This window comes from Hymenobacter telluris, from assembly GCF_017313265.1.
Taxonomy (GTDB): Bacteria; Bacteroidota; Bacteroidia; order Cytophagales; family Hymenobacteraceae; genus Hymenobacter; species Hymenobacter telluris.
Map to the genome: position 1 here is coordinate 572,516 of NZ_JAFLQZ010000003.1, position 18,251 is coordinate 590,766.

13 protein-coding genes and 1 rRNA gene are annotated in these 18,251 nt (G+C 54.1%); 5 read left to right on the forward strand and 9 right to left on the reverse strand.

All coding sequences use genetic code 11. From position 1 onward, the window contains the following. Positions 1-64 precede the first annotated feature (64 nt). The 8 genes from J0X19_RS07365 to J0X19_RS07400 all read right to left on the reverse strand — a co-directional run bounded on the left by J0X19_RS07365 (position 65) and on the right by J0X19_RS07400 (position 9,696). Positions 65-904 (reverse strand): hypothetical protein, encoded by an 840-nt coding sequence (locus J0X19_RS07365; protein WP_206983296.1) that lies wholly within the window; start codon positions 902-904, stop codon positions 65-67. A 180-nt stretch (positions 905-1,084) separates the two neighbouring features. After that, on the reverse strand, positions 1,085-1,513 hold the full coding sequence (locus tag J0X19_RS07370) for a cytochrome c maturation protein CcmE domain-containing protein (protein ID WP_206983305.1): 429 nt from the start codon (positions 1,511-1,513) through the stop codon (positions 1,085-1,087). Between the two features lie 160 nt (positions 1,514-1,673). Then, complete coding sequence (locus J0X19_RS07375) at positions 1,674-1,964, reverse strand: CcmD family protein (protein ID WP_219167731.1); 291 nt, start codon at positions 1,962-1,964, stop codon at positions 1,674-1,676. Continuing rightward, positions 1,945-2,616, reverse strand: coding sequence for a cytochrome c biogenesis protein (locus J0X19_RS07380; protein WP_206983314.1), 672 nt, complete (start codon positions 2,614-2,616; stop codon positions 1,945-1,947). Before J0X19_RS07380 ends, J0X19_RS07375 begins: the two co-directional genes overlap by 20 nt. Positions 2,617-2,767: 151 nt before the next feature. Continuing rightward, complete coding sequence (locus J0X19_RS07385; RefSeq protein WP_206983440.1) at positions 2,768-3,409, reverse strand: heme exporter protein CcmB; 642 nt, start codon at positions 3,407-3,409, stop codon at positions 2,768-2,770. Between the two features lie 125 nt (positions 3,410-3,534). Continuing rightward, positions 3,535-5,058 (reverse strand): T9SS type A sorting domain-containing protein, encoded by a 1,524-nt coding sequence (locus J0X19_RS07390; RefSeq protein WP_206983329.1) that lies wholly within the window; start codon positions 5,056-5,058, stop codon positions 3,535-3,537. A gap of 151 nt (positions 5,059-5,209) precedes the next feature. Further along, the gene (locus J0X19_RS07395) at positions 5,210-8,482 is read right to left on the reverse strand and encodes a PD40 domain-containing protein (protein ID WP_206983332.1); all 3,273 of its coding nucleotides are present in this window, start codon (positions 8,480-8,482) and stop codon (positions 5,210-5,212) included. Between the two features lie 107 nt (positions 8,483-8,589). Beyond that, on the reverse strand, positions 8,590-9,696 hold the full coding sequence (locus tag J0X19_RS07400) for an NAD(P)/FAD-dependent oxidoreductase (RefSeq protein ID WP_206983333.1): 1,107 nt from the start codon (positions 9,694-9,696) through the stop codon (positions 8,590-8,592). A 139-nt stretch (positions 9,697-9,835) separates the two neighbouring features. Between J0X19_RS07400 and J0X19_RS07405 the strand changes: the two genes are divergently transcribed. From J0X19_RS07405 to J0X19_RS07425, 5 genes are all read left to right on the forward strand, one after another. Next, positions 9,836-10,471, forward strand: coding sequence for an MBL fold metallo-hydrolase (locus J0X19_RS07405; protein ID WP_206983334.1), 636 nt, complete (start codon positions 9,836-9,838; stop codon positions 10,469-10,471). A gap of 86 nt (positions 10,472-10,557) precedes the next feature. Beyond that, positions 10,558-11,247 carry a CDP-alcohol phosphatidyltransferase family protein gene (locus tag J0X19_RS07410; RefSeq protein ID WP_206983336.1) on the forward strand — a complete coding sequence of 230 codons (690 nt, stop codon included), beginning with the start codon at positions 10,558-10,560 and terminating at the stop codon, positions 11,245-11,247. 141 nt (positions 11,248-11,388) lie between these two features. Then, complete coding sequence (gene porU / locus J0X19_RS07415) at positions 11,389-15,282, forward strand: type IX secretion system sortase PorU (RefSeq protein WP_206983344.1); 3,894 nt, start codon at positions 11,389-11,391, stop codon at positions 15,280-15,282. Positions 15,283-15,324: 42 nt separating this feature from the next. Beyond that, positions 15,325-16,521: a type IX secretion system outer membrane channel protein PorV gene (gene porV, locus J0X19_RS07420; protein WP_206983354.1), complete on the forward strand. Its 1,197-nt coding sequence runs from the start codon at positions 15,325-15,327 to the stop codon at positions 16,519-16,521. Then, the gene (locus tag J0X19_RS07425; RefSeq protein ID WP_206983355.1) at positions 16,478-17,821 is read left to right on the forward strand and encodes a M16 family metallopeptidase; all 1,344 of its coding nucleotides are present in this window, start codon (positions 16,478-16,480) and stop codon (positions 17,819-17,821) included. The genes porV and J0X19_RS07425 overlap by 44 nt, the downstream gene beginning before the upstream one ends. Positions 17,822-17,974: 153 nt before the next feature. Here the strand turns inward: J0X19_RS07425 and rrf are convergent. Beyond that, positions 17,975-18,086, reverse strand: a 5S ribosomal RNA gene (gene rrf, locus J0X19_RS07430). Positions 18,087-18,251 lie beyond the last annotated feature (165 nt).

The window sequence follows — 18,251 nt, forward strand, 5'->3', positions numbered from 1 at the left end:
GGTACTAGTAGAGAAAGGCTGACTTGCTGCGTTAGTAACCAGCCGGCCCGAACGTGTTTAAAGATTAGTGTCGGCGCAAGTTTGCGAGGTGCTTCATGCGGGCCCGGTGACTGCGCCGTTCCCAGCTCTGTTGCGCTTTGGTGGCTTGTTTGGCGGCGGCGGCTGCCGCTCCAGAAAAGTAGTTCTCGTTCGGCATGATCTGGCTGAAAGCGTACCACTGTTGCTGCACCAGTACAGGAGCGGTAGTATCAGTGGTTTCGGCTACCACTTGGTAGAGGTAGCGGCCGGGAATGGCCAGCGTGTCAGTCCAGGAGTACTCGGTGTTGGCATTGCCAAGCGTTGTGCGCTCAACTGAAAGGATAGCCAGTGGAGCGGCCCGAAAGGCCGCCGCCTCACGCCGCAACACTTGAAACCGGGCAACACTTCCCAGGGAGTCGGCCAGCGTCCAGCGCAACGTGAAGAGTTTTTTCTCGCTTGGCGTTACGGTAGCCAAGGGAGGCAGGGCCATAGCTGGCACGCCCCGCGGCGTAGAGCTTACGGCTATGCTGAAACCACAAAAGTCTTTGAGGTAGCCATCCACATCCAACAGATACGGCTGCCCGGCTTTCAACCCCTCCAGGGTCACGAATACATCATCCTGACTGCCGAGCGAAGTACAGGAAAGAACCTGATACGTAGCAGGTTGGCCGGGCGTGCCGGTGAGTACTACCAATTGCACGCCGCGCGTGTCGCGGCACTGCTGCCCCGCAATATTCACGTAGTAGCGGCCCGCAGTGCGGGGCGTAAACTCAAACCACTGGTCGTTGTGATACTCGATGCACTTGCCGGTGAGCTTCTCATCGACGGCGGTCCACTGCACGGTGCAGTCGGTGGTAGAAGACTGAACGGCTTGGTTGAGCTGCAATGTCCGGCGGTGCTCGATGTCGTCATTCGGTACTTGGGCAGCAGCTTCGCCAATTAAAAATGAAGAATTAAAAATTAAAAATAATGCAGCTACGAGCAGTCGAAAGCGAATATCCGCTTTGCGACAGGGGCCTAGAAACTCGCGCCGTCCACTCATCTTTTAATTTTTAATTCTTCATTTTTAATTGACCCCAGCGGTGGCTCCTTTCAAATCCTTCTCCACGTACTTAGATGGGCATTTCAGCAGGATTTTGTCGGCCACGAATACGTTGTTGCGCATGGCACCCGTAATCACCACCTGCTCCGACTTATCGAAATCCTGAGGCTTAGGATTGAAGTACACGCAACGCTGCGCAACCCGGTTGGTATCTACCAGCGTAAAAGCGAAGTAGTTAGGATCGAGCACTGGGTTGTATTCCAGGCCCAGAATGTTCTTTTGGCCGTCACGCGGGAGCCGGCCTACTACGTGCACCTTGGTTAGGTTGCCTTCGGTGGCCCGCTCCTTGGCCTCATTGAACGACACGTAGACGCTGGCATCTCCGGCGGCACTCATGATGATACCAATGGCTATGGCAATGACGGCAATAGCCAGAATGTGTGCTTTTTTCATGTCTTGCGTAGAACAGAACAGCTCAAGCCCGAGCTAAGGGTACGTTGTAACAAAGGAAATCTACAGAAGGGTCCCGGAACGAGTAACTGAGTAGCAGAGTAATTATTCTGGCTGCATAACCGCACCGTTAGAACGATTACTTGGTTGCTCTGCTACTCAGCTACTCGTTCAGCTCCCGCTCCAGGCGGCCCACTTTCCGGTCCAGCGACACGAGAAACGCCAGCAGGCCGGCCAGCACGACCGTTACTACGGCTACTACCACGTAAATCTTGCCATTGCCGCGCAGAGCATCAGCCATTTCGGGTGTATCGGTGGCGGTTTGGGCAGCGGCTTGCAACGCAGGCAGCAACAACGCTACCAGCAGTAGTACCAGGCGGCCCGAGCATTGCTTCAAGCCAAGACCCCAAGCTCCGAAGCGCCCAAGACCCGAATCAAACAAGCTGTTTTTCATACACTTTCAGTTTAAGAGTAGCAATGCGGCTAGCCACCTGTGCCAGCCAGAACGCCAGCAAAGTCCAGCCGATAACGGCCGGGTAGAATACCAGCCGCATGTTGTCGTCGAGGTCGTATTTGGCGAAAGCCGGGTTGCCGCCTGCCCCAGGATGCAAGGAATCGGTGAGGCGGGGCAGAATGTAGAACAGCGGCATGGCCGTGGCGAAGGCGAAGATGTTGTAGATGGCCGAAATGCGGGCCCGCTGCTGCTCGTCGGTAAACGAGGAGCGCAACACCAGATAAGCGCCATAGATGAGCATGGCAATGGCCGCGCCGTTCAGCTTTGGGTCATTGGTCCACCAGGCGCCCCAAGTGTATTTGGCCCAGATGCTGCCCGTTGCCAGCCCCACAATGCCCATCAGAATACCGGTTTTGGCGGCCTCGTGCGACAGAATATCCAACTGGGGCGTGGGGTTGCGCAGGTAGCGAATCGAGTAGTACACCGAGGCAATCAGAATGAACGTCATGCCGAACCACATGGGCACGTGGAAATACAGGTTACGAATGGTTTCGTTGAGGATAGCCAGCCGCGGCACCGGCATCAGAAACCCCGCTGCCGCCGTGTACAGCAGTAATATCACCGCCAGGCCTTTCCACCAATTATTTTTCATAAGGAGCCAGGAGCTAGAAGTTAGGAGCTAGAATCCGGAAAAATTTATGCCTGATTCTGGCTGGTTGATAACAAGGATGCAAGGCAGGTTGTGCTACGAAATCAGAAATGTTTTTCCAGCCTTCCAGCTTCCCCCCTGCTAACTTTTATTGTCAACTGCGCCACAAGAAAGGAAACAGCAAATACGATACTGCCCCTACAATCAGGTTCAGGGCCACCAGGGTGAGCAAGGAACTCTGGCTGGCTTCAAATTCGAGGCCATCCAGCGCGTTTTTCGATACTTTAATAAGGAGCAGCAGCATCGGGATCATCAGTGGGAAGCCCAGCACTACCATCAGCGTGTTGCTGTTGGTGGCCTTGGCCGCAATGCCCGATACCAGCGTGAGCGTGGAGGCAAAGCCCAGCGCCCCCAAAGCCACATTACCCACAAAAAGTGTAGGGTCCTGCACGGGGTTACCGAGCACCACTAAGTACAACCCAAGGCCCACCATAGCCAGCCCTAGCAGTAGCACCGCGTTGTAGGCAATTTTGGCCAGAATCACGGCCTGGGGCGGTACCAGCGTGTAATAGTAGAGCATGCGGCCCCGGCTTTCCTGCAAAAAACCTTTGGCTACGGCATTCACGGCCGAGAACAACAGGATAATCCAGAACAGGGCATTCCAGGCTGGTGCGGGAGGCGTACCACCTTTCAGCGAGAAGCTCAAGAAGCACACGAACACCGTGCTGCCTACGTATAGCAGCATGCCGTTGAGTGCCGCACGCTGCCGCCATTCCAGACGGAAGTCCTTGAGCATCAAATACCAAATCTCTCGAACGAGCAACACGGCAGTACGGCTGGTGAACAGGACCGCAAAGATACAACCCAACTCCCGGATTAGCAGGCTTGGGGTGCTTAGTTGCCTTGGCGGTGGCCGCCACCCTACTCTATTACCAGCCGACCGGTCCCGACGGCGGTTTCTTGCGTGAGATGGTAGCTGTACAGGCCTGCTCGCAACAGCTGAGTGCCTACTTGCACTTGCCCGTTTCGGGGGCTCAGCACTTGGCTCAGCACAAGGCGGCCGGTAGCATCGTGCAGGCGCACCTGCACGGGCGCCGTACCAGGTAGCCGAAACGTTACGGTAGCGTGGGCGGGGTTTGGGTAGGCTTCCGTAGCTAAAAGCGGCGTACGGGCGCGGGTATTCAGCGGCTGGCGGAATGGCTGAAAATCAACTAGCCCCAACGAAGCTAAATCGGGCTGGTGGTAGATGTGCGTTTCGATGACGCTGGCCACGGCCGACCCCCAGTCGTTGTTTTCAGCCTTCACGGCATCGGGGCCGTTGTTATAGAAGTCATAAATCTGGCCGCCGTTGCCATTGCCGGTCAAACGGTTCAGCCCTACGTCGGTGGTGTCGGTGCTGAGGGCGTTACCGAAGCTAATGGCCGGCCCGCCAGCCGTGCCGGAGCGCACCAGCGTTACGCCCCACAGGTTGCCGGTTAGCACATTGCGCGACACCACCCCCGTCTGCGTTTGGCTGCCCTGGAAGTTGAGGCCGCTACCGCCAGTCTGGGCGTTGGGGTTGGTGTTATTGTTTTCTACTAGGTTGCCCGTTACATAAGAGCTGATGCTGCTCCCGATGACGGCAATACCATACCGGTTATTGCGCACTGTGTTTCGCCGAATGACTACCGCCGTTACGCCACCGCTGCCCAGCAAATTCGACACCCCAATACCGCCGGCCATATTATAAGCGGGATTACCAACCACTAAACACCGCTCAACCCGGATAGGGAAAGTGGGGTTGCCAGTGCCTAAGTTGATTTGCGGATAGTTACCATTTTCGGTGTCGTTGTGCCAGAAAATGCAGTCTTCAATAACCGGTGAAGTCGGGCGGTTGGAGGGCGAGTTGATACCAGCACGGGCATTGCGCACAAAACGGCAGCGCTGCACTACTGCCCGGTTTCCTGATAAAGCCAGCGCCGCGCTGTTGGTCAGGCGCCCACCTACCGTCGAAAGGTTATTCCGGAACGCACAATCGGTCAGTTCTACCGTGGCATCCACCACTCGTACGCCACCGCTCCGCTCGACGACGGTGCGGCGCAGCACCGAACCGCCGCTGGTAGCGCTTAGCTGCATTCCTAGCCAGGGCTGCGTTGCATTCTGCGCCGTAAACACCACCGAATCGGGTGGCGTGACGCGCAGTACGCCATCAATGCTGAGCAGGGCCCGGTCGGCCACCCTGATGGTTTCGTTGGTGGTTATGCGGAGCGTATCGGTGGTAGCCAGCCGGATGGTGTCGTTGATGAACCACACGCCGCCAGTTTGCGTCATGTAACCGTTAGACAGAGCCGCCAGCTGTGTTAGCGTATAGCGCTGGCTGGTACCAGGCGTGCTGAACTGCGCCTGCACCGAGCTAAAGACCAGCAAGTGAATCATCAACGAAAACAGGAGTACACGCTTTTTCATGAGCAGAAAGTAAAGGTGACAATCAAAGACTTGAAAGCTGCTAAATGCCGGAGCGAGTGGCTGCTTCGGTTATACGCTACGCATTAGCTACCACGTAAAAAAGCCACCCAGGTTGTCTGAGTGGCTTTGGTTTTGCAGCAGGAATCGTTTTTTAGAAGTCGTATCCCAGCGTGAAGTAGAATTTCGGACCAATCTGGGTGTAGTCCTCTTGGCCCCAGGCTATGTCTGCCTTGCCGTAGAAGCCCAAAAGCGTCGAGCGGATACCAAAGCCGTAACCAATCAAGAAAGGGTTGCGGAAGTTGATAACAGTGGCAGAGAAGGCGTTGCCTGGCAACTGGGTTATCTGGGTGTTATACGAGTTGTTTTCGTTGAACGGGTTGTTGCCGGAATATGCCGTGCCTGCGTCGCCAAAAGCCGTTAGCTGTAAGTTGCGGAAGAAGCCCGAATAGATAGGATTGCGCGAAAAGTACTGCACAATAGGAATCCGCAGCTCGGAATTGAACAGCACGTAGCGTGGTCCCGTGCGCTTGCTGTAATTGAAGCCGCGCAGGTTGGTAGCAAATTGCTGGTAGAATATTTCCGTCGGGTCAGGGTTGGACGTAACGATACGGTTGCCTTCGTAATCATTGTTCAACCAGTTGTCCATGCCGCCGAGCCGGAAAAACTGCGGCGAGCTGCCGAAGAACTGCCCGTAGCTGGCTCGGTTGGCCCAGATAATCTGGCGGTGTACCTTTTGGTAATGGCGCAGGTCAACGTAGATTTTACCGAAATCCTCGCCGCTGCTATTCAACCCGTTGAGTTGCAGCAAACCAACTTTCATCCGGGTGCCTTCCTGCATGTTCACTCCCGTGGTGATGGAATTATCAAATACCAGTTCCCCATTCACACCCAAGTAGTTGCGGTTGATATCGGTATTGCCTGATAGCTCCGCAAACTTGTTGCTCGATACGTTAACGAACCGAGGGCCGACCCGCACACTCAGGCTATGCGTGAGAGGGTAAGCAATGGTGGGCGAAATTTCGTGCCGCCCGTAACGCACCCGGCCGTTCACTCCCTGAATGTTGTCGAAGAAGAACGCCTGTTTATCGTAGCGGATGCTCCAGTCGTAGCGGTGCTTCAGGTTGGTGTACTCGGCAAATATTTTGCTGGTGCGCAAATCCGTCAGCAGGAATATACCCGCTCTAATACGCTGGTCCTCAAACAAGTCCGACATGTTTACCTGACCCACCAAGCCCACGCCCAGCAACGGATCAGCAGCCAACGACGACACCACATTATCAATGCTGAAGCGAGTATCGTAGCGGTAAGGGCCGGTTGGGGCAGGCGTGCTGGCTAAAGCGGCCGGGGCCGCCTGCGGAGCCGCCACCGTAGTACCCGCCGACGCCGTGCGCGACGAGGACCGCCTGGTGGTGGTTCGGCTGGCTGGCAGGTCTTCATCAAACTGATAGTCGCTGGTGTTGATGGGTTGGCTGGCCGTGCTGGCGGGCTTGGCGGGCTGCTGCGCAGGCTCCGTGTTTCCATCCGGAGCAGTGGTCTGCGAAGCGGGCACAGGCTCGGGAACCGGCGCTGGCTTAGCAACTGCCGCCGTAGCCGGCTTTGAGCGGTCTTCGAGCGTTTCCTGACGAGCTGTTTTGCTTAGCACTAGGTTTTCAGGCGCCGCATACGTTGGGTATAAATACACAAAGTCGCGGGCTCGGTTGGCGGCAATAAAGCCCAGTGTTCCGGTAGTGGCGTTGTAATCGAAGTCCTTCAGGTTAGGGCCGAAGTTGGTAATGGCCGTGCGCTGGCGGGTGCGCATCGAGTAGCGGTACACGCTCCGGATGCCGCTTTCCTCCCCCAAGTACACAATCTCGTCGTCGGAAATAACCCGCGGCCGCCCCTCATTGGAGATGGTGCTTACCAACGACTCTACGGGCTGCGCACGACCATCCAGGTGATAGATAAACAAATCGTAGTTGTTGACTACAGCGCCGAAGCTGCCCCGCGCTGTACCAGCCGAATCAAGCCAGCGGTTGGAACTGAACACAATGCCATTGCCGTTGGGCAAGAACACCGGCTGCACATCATCAAATACGTCGTTGGTGAGCTTTTCGGGGCGGCGGCTACCGGCGCGCAACACGTACAGGTCGCCTTGCCCGTTCTGCACCCCGCTAAACACCAACGATTTGCCATCAGGCGAGTAGCTCAAGTCCAGGATTTGCTGGAAGGGCTCGAAAATAGTGGAGCCCTTTTCGCCGATGAACGGCAGCGCCTCGCCTATTCTCGACAGCAAACCGGCCGCGCCACCATCGGCGGGTCGCAGCCGCAAGCTCATCTTGCCTTTGGTCATTTCGGCTACGGCCACTTGGTTGTTGCCACGCCAAGCCAGCACCGGCAACCGGGTTTCCACCTGCTGGCCGGGGGTTTTGTAGCCCCCCCGGTGCACAGTATGCTTGCCCGAGCCGTCGCGGTTCACTACCAGCACCCGGTAGCGGCCCCGGTCGTTGCTCACATAGGCTAGCTGCTGCCCGTTGGGGCTCATCACCGACTGCGAATACTGAATATTCTTCCGGTTGCTGTTGGTAATGGCTAGTTTATCGTCGGTTTCGGTGAACGGCGTTTGGGGCTGAGCGTTCAGCTGACGGTAGTAAGCCAACCAATCTTTCTGAAACACTTTGTACGGCACGTTCAACGACGAGCTGATGCCCACCTCTACGTCGCGCGTGATGCGCGTCAGGTTCAGAATGTTCTGGATGGTGGTATAGCCATAACGCTCTGCAATGTAGTTCCAGAGGCTTTGGCCGGCTAGTTGGGGGTTGCGCACAAAGAACGGCGCCGCGCGGTTGCCGGGATATTCCTGAGTCATGTCGCGCATGTAGTCGTCCATGTCCACGCTCCAGCCTTCGGCGGCGTAGGCCGAGGCGCCATTCACAAACCAGTCGGGCAGTTGCAGCAGGTAAGTGCTTTGAATCACCTCTTTCAGTGAGCCGCCGTACATCATGTCGTTGAGCAGTACCCGCGTAATCTGAAAGCTTAGGTCGCGCTTGAACTGGGTTTGCTGGCCGGTAAAGGCAATCTGCACTTTGCTCATGCGCAGCAGGTCGGTTTCACCACCGGTCTGGTACTTGTCGGCATCCAGCCCAATATTGCTCTGCCGCAGGTCGCCCACGGAGTTATAGAGCATGATAGTGGTTTTCGAGTAGGGATAATACCCCACCAGCGCCGTAATGCGCTGCAGCTCTTTCTCGGCGTAGTCGGCGGCCCGGCGGGCACTCACGTCGCCGCCCCCGTAGTAGTACACGTTGAAATTTTGGGTGTTAAGCAGCTGCCAGTCGAAGTTCTTGTATTGAATCCGGACCCGACCAAACTCTTCCTGCGCCGACTGCGCCCGCACCTGGCTGGCTGCCAATAAAGTCAGCAGTCCTATCAAGATGGCTCCTGCCATGGGTTGACGGTCCGACTTTCGGAACCACCGCGAAAAGAATAGATGCTTCATAGCCAAGAATGCGGTAAACAAAAGGCGGCCCCACGCCAGACGCGGGCCGTCGTACTCTAGGAAGAAAACCCAACAGCGCCCAAGGGAGTAGGAGCTGCCTGGTATAACGCTTGGTAGCGCTTAATATTGACTTCGGGCCACAACTCGGTGTCCGTATTTTCAAGGTGGTCGGCCAGTAAGGCGGCCAGCCGGGGAGCCAGCATTACGCCCTTCGAGCCGAAGCCGTTAAATATACTCAGCACGGGCACTTCCGGATGCCGTCCTAACAACGGTTTCCGGTCGCGCACCGCGGGCCGTACGCCCGCCCGTTGCGCCCGCACCTCGAACGGCAACGGCGTGGTAGCCGCCAGCCGCTCACTTAGCTCAACGCGGGCTTCGGGCGTAATGCCCGCAGCAAACGGCGGCCAGCGGTACGTGGCCCCTACCCGGAACTGCCCGTTGCCGAGCGGCACCACGTAAGCACCTTTGTTGAGCACCTGCGCTTCTGCAAGCCCTTGGCACTCCACATCCAGCACCTCGCCCTGGTTAGGGGTAAGAGGCAGCCACTTAAAGTACGGATTTTCGATGGCTGCGGCACCTTCGCAGCAAACAAAATGCCGGGCTCGTATGCTACCCGCGTACGTAATACCGGTTGGGTCGGTAACGAGTTGCTGCCAGTTGAAAGTTTCATGTTGTAGCCCCCCATTTTCAAGTTGTTCGGCGGTAAGAGACGCCAGTAATTCTCGCAGTTGCACGTAGCCCCCACGGCGGATGCGCAGCCCTCCAAATTCGTCGCGCACGCCCGCCGTTGGAGGCAATGGCGCGCCGGCATTTTCCACAAAATCCTGCCAGGGATGGTCGGCGCTACGGGCCAGCATGGTGTTCTGCTCGGCAACCGACGAAAACAGCTTCCAGATAGGCAGCTCAAAGAAAAACTGCTGTTTGAAATGCTGCTCCATTTCCTGGTACAGCGCGCTGGCAGCCGTTAGCAGCTCATCGGCGCGCCAAGCCAGCGCGAAGCGCTTACCCGCCACGGGGTTCATTAAGCCCGCCGCTACCTTCGAGGCCGAATCAGGCTGGGCCGCATCCAGCACCAGCACCGTACGGCCCCGGCGGCGCAGTTCCCAGGCCAATGTAGCACCAGCAATGCCGTGGCCGAGTAGCAGGTAATCGTATTCTTTCATATTGCGGGCAAGGTAGAGAGTTGTTGATTGCCAGTTGCACTGACAACCAACAACTCACAACTGGCAACTTACAATCCAGAGTAGTGAGAAGACTCGTAACTTACCCGCCGGTTCCATTCGCTTTGTTTTTCTCTACTGCATGACCGTTTCCGGTTTCACGTTCAACGCCTTTTCCGAAAATACCTACCTCCTGCACGACGCCACCGGTCAGTGCGTCATCGTTGACCCCGGTTGCTACAGCCGGGCCGAGCAGGAGGCGCTCCGCAGCTTCATCGAAACCCAGAATCTGAACGTGGTTTTGCTACTCAACACGCATTGCCACATCGACCATGTGCTCGGCAACCAGTTTGTAGTGGACACTTATAAAGTGCCGTTCCTGATTCATGAGGCAGATGCCGCCACGCTCCGGTCGGTGCCGGCGTATGCGCCTAGCTACGGGTTTCCGGCTTATTCTCCCGCCGAGCCAACGGGTTTCTTAACGCCCGAAAAGCCCGTGCGCTTCGGCGAAACCGAGCTGGAAGTGCGCTTTGCGCCCGGCCATGCACCCGGCCATGTGGTGTTCTATCATGCGCCTACTGCTACGGTTATCGGCGGCGACGTGCTTTTCCAGGGCAGTATCGGCCGCACCGACCTGCCGGGCGGCGACTTCGAGACGCTCATTGAAAGCATCAACACCCAGTTGCTAACGCTGCCCGATGAGGTAACGGTGTACCCTGGTCATGGCCCAGCCACTACCATTGGCGCCGAACGCCGCACCAATCCATTCCTCAATTAGAAATCATGAATTGAAAGCTCGTCGTCAGACGTTAAGCAGCCTCTTATTCAATTCTCAACTCGTGATTTTTAATTTCCTTTTGCCGCATGAAGAACCATATTCCTAACGCCGTTACCTGCCTCAATCTGTTTTCGGGCTGTTTGGCAATCACCCAGATATTTGCCGGGCACCTCGAAACAGCTGCATACCTGGTGGGCCTGGCAGCAGCCTTCGACTTTGCCGACGGTCTGCTGGCGCGCGCCCTGCATGCCTCTTCTCCCATTGGCAAAGACCTGGATTCTTTGGCGGATATGGTGTCGTTTGGAGTGGTACCGGGCGCTATCCTGTTTGATTTACTCACGCAAGCCAGCGCCAACATACCTGCTTGGCTGCCATACGCGGGGTTCATCGTTACGGTGTTTTCGGCGTTGCGCCTAGCTAAATTCAACAACGACACCCGCCAAACCACTTCGTTTATCGGTCTGCCGACCCCGGCCTGCACGCTGGTAGTAGCTTCCCTCCCGCTCATTCTGGCCCACGATTCCTTTCACATTACCAGCTTTATTCTCAACCCGTGGGTTTTGCTAGGCCTGACAGTGTTGCTGTCGGGGCTGTTAGTGGCTGAAATTCCATTGTTTGCCTTGAAATTCAAGAACTTACGCTGGCAGGATAATTCCACGCAGTTTATCTTTCTGCTGTTAGCCATAGCCCTCTTGATTGGCTTACAGGCCACTGCTATTCCCCTAGTCGTGCTATTATATGTACTGATGTCGGTAGTGCGGCCGGCTGTGGGATGATTTTTGCGGGGCACTTTACAATATATTGAATGCCTGATGAGTTAAAAACAACGAACTAACGATGAACCCCGATTCAATCGAGCTTGTTTAGTGCCCGTTGTTATTACCTCTCTACCCCAACTGCTTATCGAACACACCCTTATGCGCTACTTTACTTTTCTGGTAGTTTGCGGCCTGTTATTAGGGTTTTCAGCGCAAGCGCAAGACGGACGCCGAACCGTAGCGCTCCGGCTACAGTGGGAAGGATACCACCAAGTGCCCGGCTCCGACTACACCCTGCGGAAAGTACCGGCTTTTATGCTGGCTCACTACCAGACTCGTTCATTATTCGGTAGCTACGTGCTCCGTGTAGCGGGTACTGTAGCCGAAGGCGAATTGCGGAACGCTACTTACGCACCTTTTTCTGCGGCCGATGCCGCTTTATTGAAGAATCCGTCGCTTCCTCTGGCTACCACTATTGTGGCGAACGAAGCAGTGGAGCGCGGACAACCTATTAGCTTCGTAACGGTGCCCGCTGTGCGTCGCAACGCTCAAAGCGGCCAGTTCGAAAAACTGATTTCAGCAGAGTACAGCTATATTCCGGGTGCTCCAACCGTACGCCGGGGTCAGCAGATTACGTATGCCAGTAACTCCGTATTAGCTACCGGCAACTGGTATAAGATCGGCGTTCCAAAAAGCGGCATTTTCAAGCTCGATTACGATGCCCTGCGCTTGCTTGGCCTCGATGTACAAAGTGTTGACCCCAACCGCATCCAGATTTTTGGCAACGCGACAGGCCTTCTACCGCAGCCCATTAGCACCTCTCGTCCCGATGACTTGGTAGAGAATGCCGTATATTTTTCGGGAAACACCAATACCAATCTGGAGAATGGTGAGTACTTCTTGTTCTACGCTCGAGGCCCGCACGTATGGGAACGGGTACCAGGCGCCCAGCGCTTCCAACACATCCAGAATATCTATTCTGATACAGCCTATTACTTCGTAACGGTGGCTGCTCCGCCCCGTACGGGCCGACGGGTACAGGCCGCACCAGCCATTGGAGCCGCTAATGCGCCGGCTATTTCGCAGTTCACAGAGCGGGAGTTTTACGAGAAGGAATTAGTGAATTTAGCTAAGTCGGGCCGGCAGTGGCTAGGCGAAGGCTTCCGAAGTGGTACCCCGCAGTCTTTCTCGTTTGGTAGCATTACTGATGTTGTAGCTGGCAGCACCGTACAGGTTACCGCTTCGCTAGCAGGAAACTCATACAGCGCGCAGTCTTTTCAAGTAGCTGTGAATGGTGCCTCTGTTGGCACTCAAATTCTAGCTGGTGCCTCAAACCGTGGCTTCCCTGAATATGCCAACACCAGTGTGCAGACATATTCGGTGGCTGCTGCTTCATCTTCTACAGGATTGCGCGTGAGTTTGACTTACAACGGCTCCGATGCTTCCGACAATGGCTACCTCGATTATCTGGAGGTCAATGCGTTGAAACCTCTGCGGTTGAATGGTTCTGCTCAGGAGTTTCGTTCTTTTAGCAATGTGCGCCCTGGCAGTATCAGCCAGTTTAATATAACGGGAGGCGCTGGGGCTATGGTTTGGGAAGTAACCAATCCGCGCCGTGCCAGATCCTACCCGGTTAGTGCTACTGGTTCCTTTGTAGCTCCTACCGACTCGTTGCGCGAGTTCGTAGCCTTCACCCCCACCGGAACTTTCGACAAACCCACTAACCTTGGGCGCGTTGCGAATCAGGATTTGCACGCCAGTCTCAATTCTACTATTGATCTGGTTATCGTCACTCACCCATTATTTCTACCACAGGCCGAAGCCCTTGCCACTCACCGCCGCACACACGACGGGCTAAAGGTAGCGGTAGTCACCACTACACAGGTGTATAATGAGTTTGGTTCGGGTGGGCAAGATGTCAGCGCCATCCGCGACATGATGAAGATGGTATACGACCGGCGCAATTTGCCCAGTCGCCGCCAATACCTGTTACTTTTCGGTGATGCCTCCTTTAACTATAAGGGGGGTATTGCAACTCAGAACTTTGTACCTACCTATGAGTCGCGCGAGTCTTTTGCTCCAATATATGGTCGTGCCAATGGCTTTGGCCCACAAACGTTTTGTTCGGATGACTATTATGGTCTGTTAGACGATACTGATGGTGAATGGCGCGAAGACGGACCCGGCGAAACTATGGATGTCAGCGTAGGGCGTTTACCCGTACGTATCCCAAGCGGCCAAGCAGCTTCCACGCAAGCCACGCTGGTAGTAAATAAGCTGATTGCCTATGATACCAAGTCAGCTATGGGCAACTGGCGCAACCGCTTTACGGTGGTTACCGACGATGGCGACAACGATTTACATGTAGTTGCCGGAGAAAACCTAGCCCGTTGGGTTAGCAATAGTCATCCGGTCTACAACGTCAACAAAAACTATCTTGACCTTTATCAGCAAATAACCGGAGCTTCAGGTGAAAAATCGCCCGATGCGGAAAGAGCAGTAGACGAGTCGTTTGAGCAAGGCTCTCTTATCATCAATTATAATGGTCACGGTGGCCCTGATGGCCTAGCACAGGAGCAACTAGTATCACACGCTTCTGTTTTGCGTTTACAAAACAAGAATAGGCCAACCTTCATGGTAACGGGCACCTGTGACTTCAGCTATTACGATAATCCAGATAAGGATTCGGCCGGTGAACAGGCACTTACAGATGTAGAAGGCGGCGCTATCGGTTTATATACTACCACTCGCCTCACTTTTGCCGATGGCAATGCATTAACCATTCCTTTTTACGATTCTATTCTCTCGGTAAGCAACGCTCCTCGCACACGGGTTGGAGAAGCTATCCGATATTCTAAAAATCAGAATACTGGCTATTCTATCAACCGTAATTACGTGTTGCTCGGCGACCCAAGTGCCCATTTGGCGCAGCCCGATTTAGCAATGAGTTTGGATGCAGTGAATGATAAGCCAATCATCACTGCGTCAATAGATACACTCAAGGCGCTATCTACAGTGAAGCTTTCTGGCTCAGTACACAATAATCGTTTGGGCAATGGTGCTGTAGATGCTACCTTCTCTGGCACAACGCAGGTCGTTGTATATGATAAGCCTACCATTATCAAAACTCTTGGCTCGACTCCAGGAGATTCTATAAAATCTATTCGAATTCAGGAAAACGTCATCTACTCCGGGCAGGCTACGGTAAGGGCCGGGCGCTTCTCTGTGCAGTTTGTAGTGCCCCGCGACATCAACTATAGCGTAGGGCTAGGAAAGGTTAGCCTTTACGCCAAAGACACCGTGCGTACCATAGATGCACACGGCTACCGTAGCGTACCTATTGGCAGCACTATTGCGGTAGCTAACCTTGATACCATTCCGCCAAAAATCACGCTGCACATGGACAACATGGCTTTTGTGTATGGCGGCCTCACGGCACCTACTACTACTTTGCTGGCGCGGCTTTTCGATGAAAGTGGCATCAATACGGCGGGCTCCGGCATCGGCCACGAAATAACCGCCACTCTCGACAACGACCCCGCCCGCCTGACCGTTCTCAACGATTTTTATACGGCCAACGTCGACAGTTTCCAGTCCGGCAACGTGCGCTATCTGTTCAAAGACCTGGCTACCGGCCCACACGTGTTACACGTGAAGGCCTGGGATACATTCAACAACTCTTCCATCAAAGACATCGAGTTCATTGCCGCTCAAACCGAAAAGCTAGCTTTGAGCCACGTCCTGAACTATCCCAATCCCTTTGCCAAGCAAACTACCTTTCATTTCGACCACAATCGTAGTGGCGAAGAGTTAGACGTACAAGTGCAAATATTCACCGTTGCTGGGCGGCTGGTTCGCACCCTACAAGCTAATATTCCAGCCAGCGGTTCGCATGTGCCCGCTAGCCCTAATGATACCTCACTTTCCTGGAATGGCCGCGACGAATACAATGACCAGCTGGCGCGAGGCGTGTATGTGTATCGTGTAAGTGTACGTTCCAGCAAAGACCAAGCTACCACCTCCAAATTCGAAAAGCTGGTAATTCTTAATTAATCTTCTGCCAGCATTCCACCTACACCCTTCTTTTCTGTTTGTATGACCTTTTCGAAGCTGCCCGTGCGTTCTGCGCTTCTTTCCGGACTATTAGGTTTGCCACTGCTCGGAGCCGCCCAATCTTCTCCCAACACCATCACTACGGCTGTTCCTATCCTAACCATTAGCCCCGATTCTCGCTCTGCGGCTCTCGGAGAAGCAGGGGTGGCCATTTCCCCTGATGCTAACTCGGCTTACTACAATGCTGGCAAACTAGGGTTCGTACCCAACAAGTACAGCTTCTCGCCTTCGTATACGCCATGGCTGGCCTCCATTACCGACGATATGGGCTTGGCTTACCTGTCAGGTTATGCCAAAACTGGTAGCCGCTCGGCTATTTCAGCTTCACTGATGTATTTCAATTTAGGTGAAATACAATTCCGTGACTTCCAGAATGTAGCCGGTCCTACATTCAGCCCCAAAGAATACGCTTTTACAGTTGCTTACGGCCAAAAGCTCACTGACAACTTCGGGGTTGGGGTAGCGGCTCGCTACATCCGCTCCAACCTCACCGATGGTGGCTCTACCGATTTCAAGCCCGGTAACGCAGCTGCTGTTGATTTGGGAGCCTACTACAACAAGGACCTCAGCTTAGGAGCCGCCGATTATAACTTAGCCCTTGGTGCATCCATAACGAACATCGGCAACAAAATCACTTACACGAATCCGCGACAAGCCGATTTTCTACCAACTACCTTAAAGCTTGGTACGGCTATTACGCGTGAACTCGATGCCTATAATAAGCTTACTTTCACTGTTGATTTCGCTAAGCTGTTAGTGCCATCTCCTTATTACATAGAGGGTGATACTACCTTCTTGAAAAAGTCGATCAATGCCAATAATGAAGCTCGGCGTAGAAAAGGGGTAGTTGCAGCAGCGCTTGGTTCCTTCAGTGATGCCCCCGGTGGTTTCCGCGAAGAACTCCGTGAAGTAAATATCTCTGCTGGTGCCGAGTATACCTATAACGACTTGCTGATGGCTCGTGTAGGATACTTCTATGAAAACCCTGTGAAAGGTGACCGTAACTACCTTAGCTTTGGTTTGGGAGTACGATACCAGGTATTTGGTGTTGATGGGGCATACCTAGTACCCAATTCCAAGGCTAACCCTCTTGCCCAGACAATTCGCGTATCACTACACTTCAACTTCAACAAACTTGACGAAGCTTTCGGCGACGGTACCGAAACGCCTGTCAACTAATTTCTTGCCGATGCTCGACCGCCAAGTCGCTCCTCCCGTTCAGCCGCTGGCCAGCGTAACGCTGCCCGCGGCTGACGTGTTTTCGCTCCCTAATGGAGCCCGTTTACATATCATGCGCAACGATGCGCAGCCTGTTGTTCGCCTGCAAGTCGTTTTCAAAGCGGGTAAGTGGTACGAGCCAAACTCTGGTGTTTCACTCCTCACTGCGCGTATGTTGCTTGAAGGCACCAGTACCCGCACGGCCCGCCAGATTGCCGACGAGGTGGCGTTTTACGGCGCTTCCCTGGAGTGTGAGCAGGGTTTCGATCGTGCTACCCTTACGCTGTATTGCCTTACGCGGCACCTAGAGAGCCTTCTGCCTCTTGTTTACGATGTACTAACCGATCCAGTATTTCCTGAATCCGAATTAGAACAACTCAAAACCAGAACCATCCAAAACGTTCGTGTTGAACGCCAGAAAACTAGTTATCTAGCGGCCGAACTGTTTTCTCGCAATTTGTATGGTGCCAAGTACCCTTACGGCAATGTATTCGATGAAGCAGTTTTCTCGTCTATACCACAGGGTGTTGTCAAAGCCTACCATCAAGCAGCCTATTTGCTTTCTGAGGCAGAAATTTTTCTATGTGGTGATATAAGCAATAGTGAAGAAGATGCAGTTGCAAAGCTTTTTGGCCAGAAGAGCTCTTCAGCACCACAACCATCCAACACAGAGCTTTTCTCGGCACCTATTAGCGCACCAAATCACACCCACAAAGTAGTTGCTGATAGTTTGCAAGCGTCTCTCCGCATTGGCCGTCTGTGGCCTTCTCTTACGCACCCTGATACGCATCGGCTGCAAGTGCTTGTAAAAGTATTAGGCGGGTACTTCGGTTCTCGCCTTATGAAGAACATTCGCGAGGATAAGGGCTTCACTTATGGCATCCATGCCAGCATTGGCCCCCGTGAACACGCTAGCTCATTTGCAATTGGTACTGACGTGAATGCGGAAAGTATTGATGCTACAATCCACGAAGTGCATCATGAGCTTATTACCTTGCAAACGGAGTTAATTCCGCAGCAGGAGTTGCAAACAGTCAAGAACTATATGACTGGCAAGTTTGCCAATGAGCTCAGCACAGTTTTTGAGCAATGCGACAAATACAAAAGCATCATCTTTTTCGGGCTTTCCGCTGACTATTATTCTAAGTTTATTCAGGCAGTGAATGAAGTAACGTCCAAGCAGCTACAGGATCTAGCGCAGCAATACTTATCGCCAGAATCAATGATTGAAGTGGTTGTAGGCCCTGAACAGGATAAATAAACTTACCGCCACACATAAAAAGAGAAGGCGCCCACTACTTGGGCACCTTCTTTTTATGATCACCTATTCCTATTGAGTCTTGAGGAATAGAAAAGTCTAGAAACAGCAACGCCCCTCAACGGCAGGGCCGGAGGGGCGTTGGCAAAACAGTAAGGTTGGCGGCGACCGACTCTCCCACCGATGAAGGCAGTACCATAGGCGCTCCGGGGCTTAACGACTCTGTTCGGAATGGGAAGAGGTGAACACCCGGGCTAAAGCCACCATTACTGGCGCCGCAGTTCGCCTGGCGAACTGCGTCTTGTTGTTGACACAAGGACAAGAGAGAAAAAAGCTTTTTGTATAGAGCATGTATGTGCGGAAGTGTTCGGCTCCTTAGTACGGGTCAGCTGTGCGATTTCGCGCTCTACACTTCCCGCCTATCTACGTCGTC